The organism is Bacteroides sp. 51 (assembly GCF_010500965.1).
Lineage (GTDB): Bacteria > Bacteroidota > Bacteroidia > Bacteroidales > Bacteroidaceae > Bacteroides.
Map to the genome: position 1 here is coordinate 55587 of NZ_QVMI01000012.1, position 16917 is coordinate 72503.

Annotated in this window: 12 protein-coding genes; 4 read left to right on the forward strand and 8 right to left on the reverse strand. The window is 36.1% G+C overall.

Annotated elements, in window-relative coordinates; genetic code table 11:
- Window positions 1-474 precede the first annotated feature (474 nt).
- Complete coding sequence (locus D0T87_RS25080) at window positions 475-651, reverse strand: hypothetical protein (RefSeq protein WP_370526842.1); 177 nt, start codon at window positions 649-651, stop codon at window positions 475-477.
- 307 nt (window positions 652-958) lie between these two features.
- On the opposite strand from D0T87_RS25080, the gene D0T87_RS11070 reads away from it, so the two are divergent.
- Window positions 959-1216, forward strand: coding sequence for a DUF1016 N-terminal domain-containing protein (locus tag D0T87_RS11070; protein ID WP_163175190.1), 258 nt, complete (start codon window positions 959-961; stop codon window positions 1214-1216).
- Between the two features lie 710 nt (window positions 1217-1926).
- On the opposite strand, the gene D0T87_RS11075 is transcribed toward D0T87_RS11070, so the two are convergent.
- The 7 genes from D0T87_RS11075 to D0T87_RS11105 all read right to left on the reverse strand — a co-directional run bounded on the left by D0T87_RS11075 (window position 1927) and on the right by D0T87_RS11105 (window position 9585).
- Window positions 1927-2556, reverse strand: a complete 630-nt coding sequence (locus D0T87_RS11075) for a hypothetical protein (protein ID WP_163175191.1) — start codon at window positions 2554-2556, stop codon at window positions 1927-1929.
- A complete protein-coding gene (locus tag D0T87_RS11080; protein ID WP_163175192.1) occupies window positions 2553-3161 on the reverse strand; it encodes a response regulator in 609 nt (202 codons plus the stop codon). The genes D0T87_RS11075 and D0T87_RS11080 overlap by 4 nt, the downstream gene beginning before the upstream one ends.
- 2 nt (window positions 3162-3163) lie before the next feature.
- Window positions 3164-5287, reverse strand: a complete 2124-nt coding sequence (locus D0T87_RS11085) for a sensor histidine kinase (protein ID WP_163175193.1) — start codon at window positions 5285-5287, stop codon at window positions 3164-3166.
- Window positions 5277-6329, reverse strand: coding sequence for a DNA cytosine methyltransferase (locus D0T87_RS11090; protein WP_163175194.1), 1053 nt, complete (start codon window positions 6327-6329; stop codon window positions 5277-5279). The genes D0T87_RS11085 and D0T87_RS11090 overlap by 11 nt, the downstream gene beginning before the upstream one ends.
- 1051 nt (window positions 6330-7380) lie before the next feature.
- Entirely contained in the window at window positions 7381-7791 is a 411-nt protein-coding gene (locus D0T87_RS11095) for a hypothetical protein (protein ID WP_163175195.1), read from the reverse strand.
- 71 nt (window positions 7792-7862) lie between these two features.
- Window positions 7863-8840 carry a nucleotidyl transferase AbiEii/AbiGii toxin family protein gene (locus tag D0T87_RS11100; protein ID WP_163175196.1) on the reverse strand — a complete coding sequence of 326 codons (978 nt, stop codon included), beginning with the start codon at window positions 8838-8840 and terminating at the stop codon, window positions 7863-7865.
- Complete coding sequence (locus D0T87_RS11105; RefSeq protein WP_163175197.1) at window positions 8830-9585, reverse strand: hypothetical protein; 756 nt, start codon at window positions 9583-9585, stop codon at window positions 8830-8832. The genes D0T87_RS11100 and D0T87_RS11105 overlap by 11 nt, the downstream gene beginning before the upstream one ends.
- Window positions 9586-9902: 317 nt before the next feature.
- Here D0T87_RS11105 and D0T87_RS11110 point away from each other — a divergent pair, with 317 nt between their 5' ends.
- The 3 genes from D0T87_RS11110 to D0T87_RS11120 all read left to right on the forward strand — a co-directional run bounded on the left by D0T87_RS11110 (window position 9903) and on the right by D0T87_RS11120 (window position 16674).
- Window positions 9903-13856, forward strand: a complete 3954-nt coding sequence (locus D0T87_RS11110) for a hybrid sensor histidine kinase/response regulator transcription factor (protein WP_163175198.1) — start codon at window positions 9903-9905, stop codon at window positions 13854-13856.
- Window positions 13857-13946: 90 nt separating this feature from the next.
- Window positions 13947-15758, forward strand: a complete 1812-nt coding sequence (locus D0T87_RS11115) for a glycoside hydrolase family 2 protein (protein WP_163175199.1) — start codon at window positions 13947-13949, stop codon at window positions 15756-15758.
- A 31-nt stretch (window positions 15759-15789) separates the two neighbouring features.
- On the forward strand, window positions 15790-16674 hold the full coding sequence (locus D0T87_RS11120) for an aldo/keto reductase (RefSeq protein ID WP_304521305.1): 885 nt from the start codon (window positions 15790-15792) through the stop codon (window positions 16672-16674).
- Window positions 16675-16917: the final 243 nt, after the last annotated feature.

The following is a 16917-nucleotide window of genomic DNA, read 5'->3' on the forward strand; positions in this document are numbered from 1 at the left end:
CCTGGAAAAGAAAAAACCTCGATAATCTTTTGATTATCAAGGTTTTTCTTGTGATCCGCCTGGAATATGAACCATGCGTATAATCGGCTTATTTCTAATACATTACAAATTGTCAATAAACTTTGGACACCAAATGGCCACAAAACTCATTTTGTTATAGATGTCTCTCAGAATAGAGAATATTACTTCTCTTCTTTTCTTTTCAGGTTCGAAAATACAACTTTTTGGCCTAATAACCAAATGTTCTGTAAATTAATGATTTATCTTTTTTCTGTGGTCCAAGCCCAGTGCAGAGTGCGAGCCCTTTATATATAAAGGCTTGCACTCTGCACTGGTGGTCCAAGTAAACTGTCTATGACTACATGAGATTATATTTCTATAATCTTGTCGCGTTGGAAAGACAGGTGTTCATTGTTGAATATATACCCCAACTGATTTGAAACACAAAGAGTATTGCCAATCTGTTTGTCAACATTATAATGTGAGTCCATATATCCAATACTGAATATTGCTATCTTCGATGTAATCAGCTAATTCTACTGTAAGAACACCATTGGCATGGCTATTGGCATCTACATAAATACCCTTCAATTCAGACTTGTCTAAAAGCCTAAAAGGCATTTCTTTTCCTGCTATGATAATTTTATCCATGTATTTTCAATTGCTATGCTCTGTTTTCAGTTGCAGTGAAAACGATGCAAACATACTGGAAATAAAAGAAAATCATTCAGTGCAAATGATTGTTTTGTTTTTCTATCACATATTTACTCCACTTAGCAAAGCCTCTGAAAGTACATTGGACATTCCTAGTCAGAGTTGGACAGAATTTTAGAGGTGGTATGTTTTCGTTCTTATTCTTGAGGTTGGCAATTCTGGCAATATTGGCAATTTCGAGTGATTGATAAGGATTCGTAAATTTGTTGAATTAAGCAATTGAAATAAAAAAAGGAAAGTATATATGAGTGCAGATATAATAAAGGAATCTGAATTTAGACAATGGTTGATTGATTTGAAGGGAAGAATTCGACAAAGTCAATTAAGAGCAGCCGTTAAGGTTAATTCCGAATTACTACAATTATATTGGGATTTAGGACAGGACATAGTTGTTCGCCAAATAGATGCAGTATGGGGAAGTGGATTTTATTCTCGTTTAAGTAAAGAATTAAAGAGAGAATTCCCTGATACGCAAGGGTTCTCAGTTACTAGTCTAATCTAAATTACTGTAAACGATTTTATCAATTTTATGCAAATAGTAAGCAGTATAGCCAACAAATATCTGAAGAATCCCACCCTCAAGCTGGGGGTGAAATTCAAACAACTCATAATATGGGTGATATAATTTACCCCCAAGTTGAGGGTGAATTTCAAGACAACCCATTATTCTCAATTCCCTGGTGACATCAGAAGTATCTTATTGATAAATGCAAGTCTGTACATGAGGCACTATTCTATGTACAAAAAAACGATCAAAAATGGTTGGAGTAGAGCTATGCTAAATTAATGATTTATCTTTTTTCTGTAGTCCAAGCCCAGTGAAGAGTGCGAGCCCTTTATATATAAAGGCTTGCACTCTGCACTGGTAATTCAAGTAAACTGTCTATGACTACATGGGATTATATTTCTATAACCTTGTCGCGTTGGAGAGACAGGTGTTCATCATTGAACACATAGGCCAACTGATTTGAAATACAATGAGTATTACCAATCAGTTTTTCAATATTGCAATGTGAGTGCCCATATGTCCAATACTGAATATTACTATTTGCGATGTGATCAGATAATTCTACCGTAAAAGCACCAATGGCGTGACTGTCTTCAAATTTCGGACATTAATATAAAGCAATTTAATACTTCTTGATGGTTTTCATTAGCCGAATTTAAATTAATTTCGTTTGATAACGAAGTCAACTTAATTTTGTCAATGCTTTAATAATATAAAAGATCAAAATATGTAAGTGTCTTATCTCCTTTCACTATTATGGCATCCCTATTCTCTAATAAAGTACTCGCAGCAAACATATTGCTGGCGTACAGCTTGTCTATTGTTTCATTTATGTCTTCTATCATGAGTCGATGAGAACTTTCCACATTAATTCCCGTAAGAAAATGAGACAACCCGGATAATGCACATTTCTTAAACTCATCTAAACATGCATAACAAACCCAAGCTTTATCGGAATACCCCCAAAAAACTAATGCGTTGTTTTGTAATAATACATCGGCTAAATCAGTTCCGTTATAGCATGAAAAATTATATATAAAAGCATTACTGAAAAGATAATGATTTGTAGTTAACGTAACTATATTCTCTGTACCACTCAAAACCATAGCTTCTTTAGAACCATGCATAAAGCCAAGAAATATAAATCTTTCCTGATTGTATTTTACCATGTGAGTACTTAGGTTTGCTACAGTTACATCATCGGAGTTTAATTTAATTACGTTCAATTCTGCTATAGCCTTATCTGGAATAAATTCTACATCATCCGCGCATAAACAGAAAAAATTACCTAATGTTTCATCATCATGATCATAAATTATAACTGTGTTTATCATTGTAATTTCTCTTTATTACGCATTAATAGATCTATAGTTAGTTTATTTATACTTTTTTCGATTCCCAGGCCAAACTCAGTTTGTAGTCTGATTTCTTTTAAAACATCATTTAAGGTATAATCTTTGCCATCGGTGGAAGTCAGAAATCGCTGTTCTTTAGCTTCTTCAGGGTGCCCTTTTATCCATTCTTCGATAACGTTACTAATATTGCTTTGCATATAATCGTAGGCTTTCTTGATAATATCCAAAAGTTCTTCGGTTGAAGCACTTTTTTTGATGAAAGCAAATGCCCTATTTTCAATCAAATCGGCAAAAACTTCTTTATCTTCATCTTTTCCGCTCCAGATTATTACGGGAATAAGGGATGTCATTTCTCTGATTCTTCTAAGCACTTCATGACCGTCAGGCATATTATAAGCAAATCCCAAGTCTAACACAACAATCATTTCCTGATCTATTTGTTTTTCTATATAATCAAGCCCGTCTTGGGAATTGTTAAAAAAAATAACATCTTCGTAGATTTCTTTAAGTTCCTCTACAAAAGGATCGTCTTCAAATTTTCTGTCATCATCTATGATAATAATGTTCACATCTAATTTGGCCATAATCAATCTTTTTTAAATGGAAATAAAATTTTAAATGTTGTACCCGAAGGTTTAAGTTCATTTTCAATCAATTCAATAGAACCATGTATAGCTTCTAAGCGTGATTTTACGATGAATAAACCCAGACCTGCGCCCCCTTCTTCGGAGGTGGTTGTATAAAAGACATCAAAAATACGATGGCGGTCGCTATCTGCTATTCCGCAACCGTTGTCAGAAAAATAGATTATCAAATTGTCTTTTTCGACAACACAACTGCATTTTATAATTCGTTCTTTTATGTCTTTAAAAGCTTTTAATGAATTACTAATCAAATTATCAAACATATCTTCAAAAGCTTTTTGATTATAACGGATTGTGAGTTCTTTGTTTATTTCAAACATTACCTTTACTCCGTGTTTATCAAATTCTGTTTGGTAGATATTATTGAAGATATTTTCTAATGTATCTTTCACATTTATGTTTTCAAAGTCCTGATCATCTTTCGCATATTTTAGCATAAAATCAACAGCCCTATCAAGGTTTTTCATTTCACTGAACACATATCTGCTGTATTTTTCACAGCTGTCATTCTTTGTACCAGTAGGCAACCATTTTGTTATAAACTCAACCTGTCGTTTGATTCTTCCAACTGCTGTTCGTGTTATATGTGACAGCATGGAGGCATAGGTTTGCAAGGAGACAAGGCTAAATAAAAGGTCTTCTTGCCGCTTTTTCTCTTCTTCAAGTTTTCTATAATCGCTGAAACTTTTATTTACTGTGGCTTGAATCTTTAAAATATCTTTTGATACTTCATCTAATCTTATCTTAATAGGGTCATCAAGAGCGGTGACTTGCTCTAATTGCTTTATTTTTTCTCTGACTGTTTTTAGTTCTAAATTAGCATTGCCAAACTCTGTTTTGGATTCAATTCGCTCAATAGTTTTCTTCTTCTTCAGAGCTTCTTCTATTTTTTTTATTTGCTCTATGACTAACGATTTTAGTTCACGCCATGCATCATTATCTACAAAATCCTGTCGATTGGTAGCATCTATTATCATCGGATTTCTGTTTTCTGAAATATCTATCCAGCCTAATAGATCTCTTGTACCTACCTTGTCGAAGAAACCAGACCAGCGTCTTTTATCTATTCCGAATAAATCTTTTTGTTCGTCACGGTTAGCATTGTATTCAGCAAACGGAGTCGCAATTAAGCCGTCTCTGTAAACTTTAATGCCATCAACTCTTTCGTCTGTGGATTTATTAAATTTAGCTTTTGCTTTCTGGTCATAATAATATAAGGTTATATTTACGAGCCCGCACGCACGCTTAGGTACTAAAATCTTTTTCAGTTCTCCATTTTCTACAGCCAAGATTTCTTGTTTATCTTGCTTTGCATTGAAACCCAATTCAATGGTTAAAGTTGCATGCTCAATAGCAAGGCTTTCAATTCTTGTTTCCTTATACTTCTCGTATGGTGCTTTTATATAGACATTAAAAGGGTATTTTTGAATAAATTTAGGACGGATTATTTTAGCCAATTCCTTATAAGCTCTGCTAATATCATTTTCCGACCATACATCTGCTATATGCGTGATTTCAAGTGTTGTGCCATGAGAATTATCGGGTACATCTTCAAACCATACATTATTTTCAATGTCAGTAAAAAGTTTCTGTTCTCCATCAAAATTAAGTTGGAGTTGTCGATTTTCCTCTTTAAAATAAAAGGTCCAGTCAGTTTCTAATATAGTTGCTTTTGAAGAATTCTCTTTTTTAGTTCTAAGAAGAAGTTTTGCGCCTAACTTATCTACAGCAAATCTTCCTACTCCTTTTTTACCTGCAACTTTTCGATGATACGGGGCGGGTGATTCTGTATTTTTGCGTTTGCTGCTTGTACCAATAACCATCCATTTATCCCGAATATCTTCATAAGCCATCCCGATGCCATCATCCCGAATAATTATCTTACTTTTTTCAGTGAGAGGATTTACATCAATAAATTCGATGGTTACATTTTCGGCATTTGCATCATAACTATTCTTTACAAGTTCAAACAAAGCTGTAATTCTGTCTGTAATTAATTCGCGGCCGAGCAATCTATATGCACTGACATCGAATTTAAATTTTAAGCTTGAAACATTAGTCTTCATAACTCAATATTTGTTTGAATATGGCTTCTGCCAATAATGGTGGAACGGCATTACCTATTTGTTGCTGAATATGCATTAAAGTTCCTTCAAATCTAAATGTATCAGGGAAACTTTGCAATCGCGCAGCTTCTCTTACAGAAAGCCCTCTATCGGAACTTGGATGAATCAACATATTCTTTCTATAATTAGATATTACTACAGATGGTTTATTTGCTTCTAATCTTTTATAAATTCCGCTATGACAATTATTCTTATTTTTGTAATTGGCCATTAGATGTTCGGGGATGGCTTTCCAATTTTCCCCTTGCTTTATGTATTTATATCTTTCTATAACATAATCGGCATTTCGAGACACATAGTTTTGCGAGGAATTAGTAGAATTCTTTCTCATTAATTCAGCATATTCACTCAAATCGCTATGCATTTTATATGGTAAACATTCATACATATCACCATTTTTAAGATTTGGTAAATCTGCAATAGCTTCTTCAACTGTTACGGATTCTGTTTTTTTAGGGGGGAATTCAAACTCTATATTTATGCGATTACCAACCATGAAAAAACGATTTCTATGTTGAGGAACTCCATAATCCGATGCATATAAAACATCCTCTTTTGTTTGATAACCTAAATCATCAAAACTTTTTTTAATCTCAAGTACAGTCTTCCCTTTGTTGAAATTTGTAATTCCTTCTACATTTTCAAAAACAAACCAAAGGGGATTTACTTCACGCACTATACGCAGAAATTGTTTAAATAAAGAATTATTGGGATTTTCTGTATTTCTTGTTTTTGTATTTGACAATGAAAACCCTTGGCATGGTGGTCCCCCCAGAACAACAAATACATCTTCTTTGTATTTTTTTTCTAATTGTATCTTGCAAATATCTTCAATAATAAATGTTGAATTTGGATGGTTTCGTGCAAACGTTTTAGCGGCATTAGTATCACTATCTATTGCTAAAACGATATCAATTCCTGCATTCATCGCTCCAAGACTCATACCGCCTGCTCCAGAAAAGATATCAATTCCTTTCTTCATATTTTCTTTTTAGTATTATTCTATGTTTTATAATAATCATCACAAAGTTATAAGAAAGTTTGCCATTCGCAAGTGTCTTTCAGGTTTAAAGATGAAACTTTTATGGTATTCTTATTTTGTACCCATATTTGTTTTGCGAACTTTCAAATCTCAACATCTCTATTATGAAACAATGTCTTCTCTTGTGATTTTTTCATATTTCTAGGACTATCTGTCGTATTAATTATATCAATAAGTTAAGTGGCATTATGACTCTAAACGAAAAGTAGTCGAGGGAACTGGCAACCCTTTGCGTGTTAATGCAGAATCCCTCAAAATGGTTGTTTCTGTCAATCATTCCAAAGATATTGAATCTTTTAGCACGTTCGGAAGGAATGCTCCGAAATAAGAGTCGATTAAGATCAGAAGTTAAATTTGATGACCTCACATAAGAACTGGAAAAGTGTGTGTGAATGCTCCAAATTATGTAGTTGCGCTGAGTAGTAATTAGCTGAATTTGGATATAATTCGCTAATAATCAAGCATGTAGCGTAATAGGAAAAGGACTTAAGAAGTCATTTTTACTGGTGATCCAGCTGGAATACGAACCGTGCGTATAATCGGCTTATTTCTAATACATTACAAATTGTCAATAAACTTTGGACATCAAATGGCTATAAAGCACACTTTTGTTATAGATGTCTCTCAGAATAGGGAATGTTAATCCTCATCTTTTCTTATTAGGTTCAAAGTTACTACTTTTTGAACAAAGTACCAAACATTCTCTAAATAAGTGATTTATCTATATTTTGCTGTCCATGGCCAGTGCAGAGTGCGAGCCCTTTATATATAAAGGCTTGCACTCTGCACTGGTGATCCATTAAATTGTTTTATGAGAGTTTTTTATTTTGGTTACAAGAAGAATGAGAAGTATTCCTTTTCCTGCTATGATAATTTCATTCATGCGTTTTCAGCCTTTGTCTTCTGTTTTTAATCATGGTAAAATACGTAAACACCCTAAAAACAAATCAAATGGCTTTTCTTAAAAAAAACAGGATTTTGTTTACTGGTTCTATCTGTTGACGTACTTCACCAAATCGTTTACACTCTTCTTTGATACATTGAAATAGCAGTTTGGAGAAGAACCGGCTAAACGTTTGATGCGGAATCCGGCATCATACATAGCAAGGATCAGCGTGCCATTGCTCACATAATTAATTTTTCCGTCCGTTTCTTTTCTAAGAGCATTCTCTACCAAGTGCTTTAAGCCATATGAAGTTGAGTTTTGATTTATCGACTTGATGGGAGTCAAATAACAGGCTATAATATCGCGAGCAGACTTCAACTCCAGTTCATCAAAGTCTTTAACGCGTAGAGGTTGCAACCCATTGAAACCACCAATGGTAAGTCCAAAGAGTTCCTCTTCACCTTCATAAATGGAGAAATCGTAATTTAAATTTGCATAGAATTCGACTGTTGCCATAAGAACTGATTTTTTCGTTAATTTGTATATTGTTTTTAATACATATCATCCCATTTAATATCAATAGATTCTCATGATTTCACTTCTTTAATTTGCTGTTGAGTTCTCAATGCCACTGGATGAGAAAGTAATCTGGTAGCAATTTCCTTATCAAAAAGTAAGTGTGGAGCATAATTCCCTTTAAAGAACTCTTCCATATATTGCTTCTCTACCTCTTGTAGCTGCATAAGAGAAGATAAATAATCAATTACAGTATGGTTAATTTCATCTTTGGGATACTTGCCTGCATTGATGTGCAACATAGGGAGTAACTGTGTTTTAATATCTTGAAAAGGCATATCCAAAATGTGACTAATATCCTGCTCCAGTGTCTTAGGATTCTCCGTATTACCCAATGTACTGTAAAACACAATACTTCTTCTTAGAAGATCACGCTCTTCCGAAGTAGATAGTATTCCGGATTTAGCAAGACTATATATATCGTAAATATCTCTTGGTTTACACCTCTCATAGAATGCCTTTATTTTACCTGCAAACAACTCAATAATAGCTACGTGAGCCACTGAAAGAGAAGAGTCTTTCATCGAAAAAGGATATGCTATATTGGTTTCTACAGCATCAAAAATGTGGCAACGGTTGTGATAGTTAATATCGAGCTTTATTTTATCACAACTACCAGTTGTAGTTGTGTAAAGCAATGATAGAGAATCCAAAGCAAAAGAATTTCGACTAGTCTTAGTGTAGTCATTCTCCAAACAATAAGAGTCCAAAGCACGATTTATGCTCTCTCGTTGCTCAATCATTTCATCTATTGAAAGATTTATCGCAAAATTCAGATCCAAATCAACAGACAAACGAGGTAATTCATCGAATGCAACTAAATTGATTGCAGTACCTCCTTTTAGCAATAGCTTACCTTTGAAATCGGAGAGTGTATTCAGATCATTCAAGATAAACGATAGACGTAAGATTTTCTCCACATTATTAATCGTGTAGTTGTTTTCACAAGCCACTTTTTCGATATCTGCTTTAGTATATTCAAATTTCATAATAAATATCTTTTTTAATCTGTTTCATTATATTTCCAGGGATACAAAGATTCCATTCCTTTGAAAATGAGTCACAGTGATATGGGTTGATCAGATAACTAATGTTTTTCCCCATACCTGCTTTACAAACCTTGAAGAATGACTCTGAAAGTCGTAATGGCTCTTTGAAAATAGATAAGATAAAACCTGCCCTCTGATACAAACTCTTGCTATTATAAAGTTTCAGACAATGGAGCATATCTTCTTCCTGAATGTTTGATGGCGCAATCTCGGAAATGGCATATAACAATTCTTCCAGTCCGCCTGCAAGATTTATATTATAAAGACAGTCTATAATTGTTTGACTTAAAGATGTTACCCTAATAGGATAAGGTTCCTTTTCATCAATAATAACGGGATTATGCAAGAATTTAACAGGTTTGTAAATATATGATTCGTTCTGATAATTAAAAATACGAAAGTTAGATGGGCTATGTACATATAACCAGTTAAATTCCTGTGTTTGCAACATGTAGTATTCTAAAGCTGCATGATATACTAAGTAGCCATCATCAACCGCATTACAGGCAATCCGAAACTTGTCTTGAAGATCAGACGGTAAATAGACCCCTTTACGGACATTAGTCAGTATACCCTGCTTCTTCCAATGGTAGAAACGAGATTTAATCGTACTGTCTTTAGGTATTTCTATACCTTGACTTCGTCGATACTGTTCTATCTTCTTATATGTTTGAATTGTATTCATATTTAATATATATTACAAATATAGCAATAATATGATAATTGATTATAATTCTAAGTATTTTATTGTAATTATTTAAATTAAATCAGCTATTTGAACGATCCTTTCTATATAAAACATACCAGAGTTTTTCTATTATTAACGTAGGATATAAGAAGCATAGTGATGAATTCCAAATCATTCATCAATTTACTACATTGAACCATTTCACTATTATAGAAACAAAAGATACATATCTATCCCTCATAAGATACATTGAAGACTTTTTGTTAGAAGCATTTCTCGTATATTTGTACTATACTCATTATGTGAATTCATACATGAAAAATAGACATTATTTCATTCTTATCTTTCTAATACTCCCTTTTTGTACAATCTGGGGGCAGGCATCTCCTGTATTTCATCATCTACCTACGGATAACGGACTTTTAAGCAATCAAGTAAGGTCTTTATTAAGAGACCGGCAAGGCTTTTTGTGGATAGGAACCGCATTTGGATTGAATCGTTATGATGGAACACGGTTTAAGACCTACGAATACGAACCAGAAAATCCAAACTCACTGATGGAGAGAGATATCATCAGTTTACAGGAAGATGCAAATGGGAACATCTGGGTTGGAGGTTGGAGTGTTTACAAGGTCTATTTACGCGATAGAGACTCTTTTTATGATGCTGCGCCTATATTGAGAGATCTGGGCATTTCTGTTGGTTCTTTACGATTCGTCTATACTGATAGAAAGGGAGATTTATGGATAGTATCAGATCATTCTTTATTTTATTATCAGTTAAAAGAGCATCATCTGGAAGAGTTCTCGTTACAGAGTAGGGCAAATATATCGGGAATGGCTGATGATGATACGCATGTTTGTGTATTAAGTGAAGATAATCAGTTATTCCAGTTACATATAGCAGCAGGGGTCTGGAAGCAAATTCCATTGCCTGAAGAATCCGGATATATTAATAAAATATATCAAGATGGTGAGGGAGGTATATGGTTATTCTCTAGTCGAAGCGATGATGTATATTATAAAAAGGATGTGAACAAGCTTTGGGAACATATCATATTGGAATCGTTTCAAAGTACTCAGAGTAATTTTGTACATTCTATTCAGATGGATAAAAATGGAGGAGTATGGATAGCTACTGACCATAAAGGCTTGTTTGTTTATGACAAGGAAAATAACAGAATGGAGAACATCCTGCATGATCCGTTATCTCAGACGTCAATTAAAGGAAATTCCATAGAATGCATGTATTATGATGACGAGGATGCTCTCTGGATTGGTTATACAAAAAATGGGGTTTCATGCTATCACAGCCGGTATCAGAAATTCAGGAACTACCAGAGTGATGATTATAGAAACGTCAATGTGATCATAGAAGATAAAGCCAATAACATATGGTTGGGTACCGATGGGCATGGAATTGTATATAAAAAACCGTTTACTGATTCCATCATAAAAAAACTCAATATTCCCGGAAATATTGTAGTTTCCATGGTGCAGGATGATAAAGGGAGGTTGTGGATTGGTACATACCTTAATGGGTTGATTTGCTATGATAATGGAAAACTAAAACAATATACTACATCCAACAGCAAACTTTCGGACAACAGCATTTGGGCACTTTGTATAGACAAAAGCGGTTATTTATGGATAGGTGCTTTGTGGGGTTGCCTGCAACGGATGGATACTGCAACGGATGAATTTGTCGATTTTGATTCCGAAAACAAGCATGATACTTATGTTTTTAATATCATCTGCGACGGCGAGAAATACATATATGCAGGAACAATGTCAGGCGTGTGTCGGATTGATATGCAAACGCTGGAAAGAAATATGTACGCTGGAAATAGTAAAGGAACACAAAAGTTTCTACGACAACATATACAGAGTGTGTATCAAGACAAAAGAGGGCTGCTCTGGTTGGGGCACAATAAAGGCGTGACAGTCTGGGACTTGAAAAAAGATACACTCTATTACATCAATAAAGATGAAGGATTGGTGGGAAATATAGTAAAAGCTATTTCTGAGGATGATCGTAACCATATTTGGATTGCGATGGATAACGGATGTTCGGTAGTAAAGGTTACCACCGCTGTGGATGGTTCTCTCAACTTTAACTTTGATAACTATTCGGCAATAGATGACCTTTCTGATAATAAGCTCAACCAATATGCGATGTGTTATTTGAGTAGCGGGGCGATGGCATTAGGCAAATCCGATGGTTATTCCGTAGTAAATCTTCGTGAATTGAATGAGAAAAAACTAAGACCAGCGAAGGTAATGTTTACCGGATTAAAAATATCTAATAAAGAGATACAAGTATCAGAGCAAGTGGAGTTGGAGTATTATGACAGGCTAATTACTGTAGAATTCACAGCTATGGATCTTATTACTTCGGAACAAGTGCGTTATGCGTACATGATAAAAGGACTGAATGAAGATTGGATTTACACATCCGACAATAAAGTGTCTTTTAGCTATCTTTCGTCTGGAAGCTATCAGCTCATTGTTAAAGCCAGTAACGGCGAAGGGGTGTGGAATGAAAATGCTTCCGTGTTGTACATCAAAGTGCTCCCTCCTTTCTGGCTGTCGTGGTACGCTTACTGCCTGTATTCCCTATTAGTTGTGATCTTCCTGGTCATTCAGTGGAAAAGACTTCAGCATAAAAATAGGAAAAAACTGGCATTACAGCAAATTAACATGGAACGTGAGCATATGATACGTCTCAACGAAATGAAGCTTCGGTTCTTTACCAATATCAGTCATGACTTTCGTACCCCTTTGGCGTTGATTATTACTCCCCTCCAGGTGATGATAGAAGATATGAAAGACGGCGAAACCGTTAGGAAGCTAAAGCTGATTTATCGTAATGCAGAACAGTTGTTGAACTTGGTAAACGAACTGCTCGATTTTCGCAAGCTGGATGTTGGGGCCGAAATTCTGCGTCTGATACCCAATGAGTTTGTTTCTTATGTTAACAACATTGTAGATTCATTCCTGATCTATGCCAACGAGCGTAAAATTGCATTTACCATTGTTTCTGAAATAGATCAGGTCTTCATGTTATTCGATGCCGACAAAATTAGTAAAATCATTTTTAACTTGCTGTCCAACGCCTTCAAATATACCCCTGACGGCGGCCAGATTCGTGTGACAATATTCCGCAACGGCCAAAATGTAGGGGTAAGCATCGCCGACAATGGATGTGGAATACCTAATGATGAGAAGAAACATATATTTGAACGCTTCTACCAAACCATACAGGATGGTGAAAAAACCGGAAGTGGCATCGGGCTTCACATTGTGAGTCAGTATATCGAATTACATAAAGGTATGATATATGTTGAGGATAATGCGCCCAATGGTAGTATCTTTACATTTACTATACCACTACTTGTACCCAATGAAATAGAGGAGGAAGTTATAGAAGAATCCGAATCGAATGATATAAAAAATCATCATGAACACCAAAGTGATACTACTTTGAAGTTGTTACTGGTAGAAGACAATCATGATTTCATAGACTTTCTGTACGATAATCTGAAAGATGAATACACTGTTTTAAAAGCTTATAATGGGAAGGAAGCTTTGGATATTCTTGGGCGGGACGATATTGATCTCATCGTCAGTGATGCGATGATGCCTGTAATGGGTGGGTTTGAATTATGCCGGCAAATAAAGACGAACATAAACTGGTCACATATTCCGGTGATTATCCTGACTGCTAAAACTACTGAAGAAGATAAAATACAAGGGTTGGAATATGGAGCCGATGATTACATAACGAAGCCTTTCAATTTCAATATATTAAAGCTTCGGATTAACAAATTCGTTGAATGGACGGAAAAATCCCATAAAACATTCAAGCAGGTTGTCGATGTGAACCCTAGTGAAATAACAATTACCTCGTTGGATGAACAATTGGTGACTAAAGCAATCAACATTGTAGAGAAACATATCGACGAGATTGATTTTTCTGTTGAGACTTTAAGTAGTGCTGTTGGTCTTACGCGTGGGCATCTTTATAAGAAACTGGTTAGTATTACCGGAAAAACCCCTTCCGAGTTTATTAAGATAATCAGACTCAAGCGAGCCAGGCAACTATTGGAAGAAAGCCAGATGCAGGTTTCGGAAATAGCTTATGCTGTAGGCTTCAATTCGCCGAAGATATTTGCCCGGAATTTCCGCATGGAGTTTGATATATCGCCATCCGAGTATGCGAAAAACCCGAAAAAACTCTCTGATGATACATCCGAAGAGTATTTATAATACATAAACAGGCCTTGTTTTATCTGATTTCGTTCTACTTTTGCCTTGTTTAGCAAAAGGTTGAAAATTATTATAAACGTATAATTTATTATGAAAGAAAGACTAAAACAAAGTTTAATACTCTTATTGATGTTAGCCCCGCTTGTTTCCTTTGCACAGCAGGCTCCTCAGATTATGAATGTGAGTGCACGTCAGACAACCTCACTTGACGGACAATGGAAAACCATCGTCGACCCTTTCGAGAACGGCTACTATGATTACCGGTTGAGGCCTTACGACGGCGGGTATGCTCAGGATAAAACTTATCTTGATAAAACCCAACTCCAGGAATATGATTTTGAAACAGATAAACTCTTGTTTGTTCCCGGTGATTGGAATACTCAGCGTCCTCAACTCTACTATTACGAAGGAACAGTGTGGTACCGCAAGCATTTCGAATATGACTTGAAGCCGGGTAAACGCCTTTTTCTCAACTTCGGAGCAGTGAACTATGAAGCCATTGTATGGTTGAATGGTAAACGTCTGGGTAAGCATATTGGTGGATTTACTCCTTTCAATTATGAAATCACCGACCTGCTGAAGGATGGAACAAACAGCCTTGTGGTAAAAGTCGACAATAAGCGTATTCCGGAAGGCGTGCCGACGGTAAATGCCGACTGGTGGAACTTCGGAGGTATCACTCGTTCAGTTACATTGGTAGAAATGCCTTCTACATATATCCGCGATTATTATGTACAGTTGAAAAAGAATGAAGAGAATACAATTGAAGGCTGGGTACAGCTGGATGGCGTCACAAAAGAACAAAAAGTAGTACTGAATATTCCGGAATTGAAGATTAAGAAAGAGGTTACAACGGATGCCAATGGATATGCTTCTTTCACAATAAAAGCCAAGCCTGCACTCTGGTCACCGGAAACTCCGAAATTATATGCAGTAAATCTATCTGCTGAAACAGATGTGGTGTCTGATGAAGTTGGTTTCCGTACAATCCGCACGGAAGGAACTAAAATATTGCTGAACAACAAGGAAATATTCTGCCGAGGTATCAGTATCCATGAAGAAACGGCATATTATAGTGGTCGTGCTTATTCCAGAGACCAGGCTCAGACATTATTGGGTTGGGCAAAGGAAATGGGTTGCAATTTTGTTCGTCTGGCACACTATCCACACAATGAAGAAATGGTTCGTGAAGCCGAACGTATGGGATTACTTGTTTGGTCGGAGATACCGGTTTACTGGACCATTCACTGGGAAAACAAGGATACATACAACAACGCCGAGCAACAGTTGTGCGACATGATTGGTCGCGACAAGAACCGCTGCAACATTATCATCTGGTCTGTCGCTAATGAAACACCGTTAAGCGATCCCCGATTGACGTTCCTCACCAGCCTGATTAATAAAGCCCGGAGCTTGGACAACGTTCGTTTGATTGGTGCCGCTATGGAAAAGGAAGAGGTACAACCAGGCGTATTGACCGTTAATGATCCGCTGGATAAATTATTAGATATTATCAGTTTCAATGAATACGTAGGCTGGTATGATGGTGATTCGGAAAAGTGCGACCGTGTAAACTGGGTGTTCAATTCCAATAAGCCTGTATTTATCAGTGAGTTTGGAGGCGGTGCTCTTTATGGAAGACATGGTTCGAGCAAAGAGCGTTTTACGGAAGAATATCAGGAAGACCTTTATATTCGTCATGTCAATATGCTAAAACGTATTCCCGGACTAGCTGGAACTACCCCGTGGATATTAAAGGATTTCCGCTCTCCACGCCGCCATGTGCCCGAAATACAGGATGATTTCAACCGTAAAGGATTAATCTCTGATAAAGGACAGAAAAAGAAGGCTTTCTTTGTGATGCAGAAATGGTATCGGGAGTTAGCCGAAACATATAAATAAGAGTGTTTATTAAAATCAAATTAGAAACAATATGAAGAAACTGAATGTATTTCTTTTGACGGTGATGATGTTGCCATTAATGTCTTTTGCTCAATCGACAATGCCCTTGTCTATCCCCGAAATTACCCTTAACAATGGACTAAAAATGCCTGTTCTGGGTTTCGGTACACTTTCCCTTGAAGGCTCTGTTGGCGAGAATAGTGTGGCAGAAGCCATTTCATTAGGCTATCGTTTGCTTGATACGGCTACGGTTTACGGAAACGAGGAAGCGGTAGGAAAAGGAATCAAGAAAAGTGGAATAGATCGCAAAGAGCTCTTTATCACCACAAAACTTTGGGTTGCCGATTCCGGTTATGAAGGCACTAAGAAGGCTTTTGAAACCTCATTGAAGAAATTGGGTGTAGACTACATTGACCTTTACCTCATTCATCGTCCACGTGGCGATGTGAAAGGATCATGGAAAGCAATGGAAGAACTTTATGAAGCAGGTAAAATCAAAGCCATTGGTGTGAGTAACTTCGATACCAAACAGCTTAAAGAATTGCTTTCTTATGCGAAAGTTAAACCTGCCGTGAATCAGATAGAGGCTCATCCTTTCTTCCAGCAAAACGAGGCACAGGCCGATTTGCGGAAAATGAATATTCAGATGGAAGCATGGTCGCCCTTTGCAGGCGGTCGTAATGGTGTTTTCGACAATCCAATTCTTGCTGCTATTGGTAAGAAATATAATAAAACCAATGCTCAGGTTGTTTTGAGATGGATTATTCAACGCGGAATAGTTACCATTCCGAGAACAGCAGACAAAGGATATATGCAGGAGAATCTAGATGTGTTTGACTTTGAACTTAATAAAACCGACTTGAAACAAATCGCTTCTTTAGATTTGAATATTACTCAGTTCCCCGAATGGGAATAGAATTTCTGTGTAGGTAATCGTATTTCAGGATAACATGCGTGAGGCTGTCTCTTCATTTATAGAGGCAGCCTCATTTGTTGTATCCTAAAGTGACCTCTCATGTATCATTTCCTTCGTTGAATACGCCTGTGGGCTGCTTTTGATACATAGAAGTACCCCCCTGTATCTTGTTTCATCCTATTTTTGTCGAGTGTTTGATTAGCCATATTATAAATGCAATACACATTTATGAGAGAGCGTTAA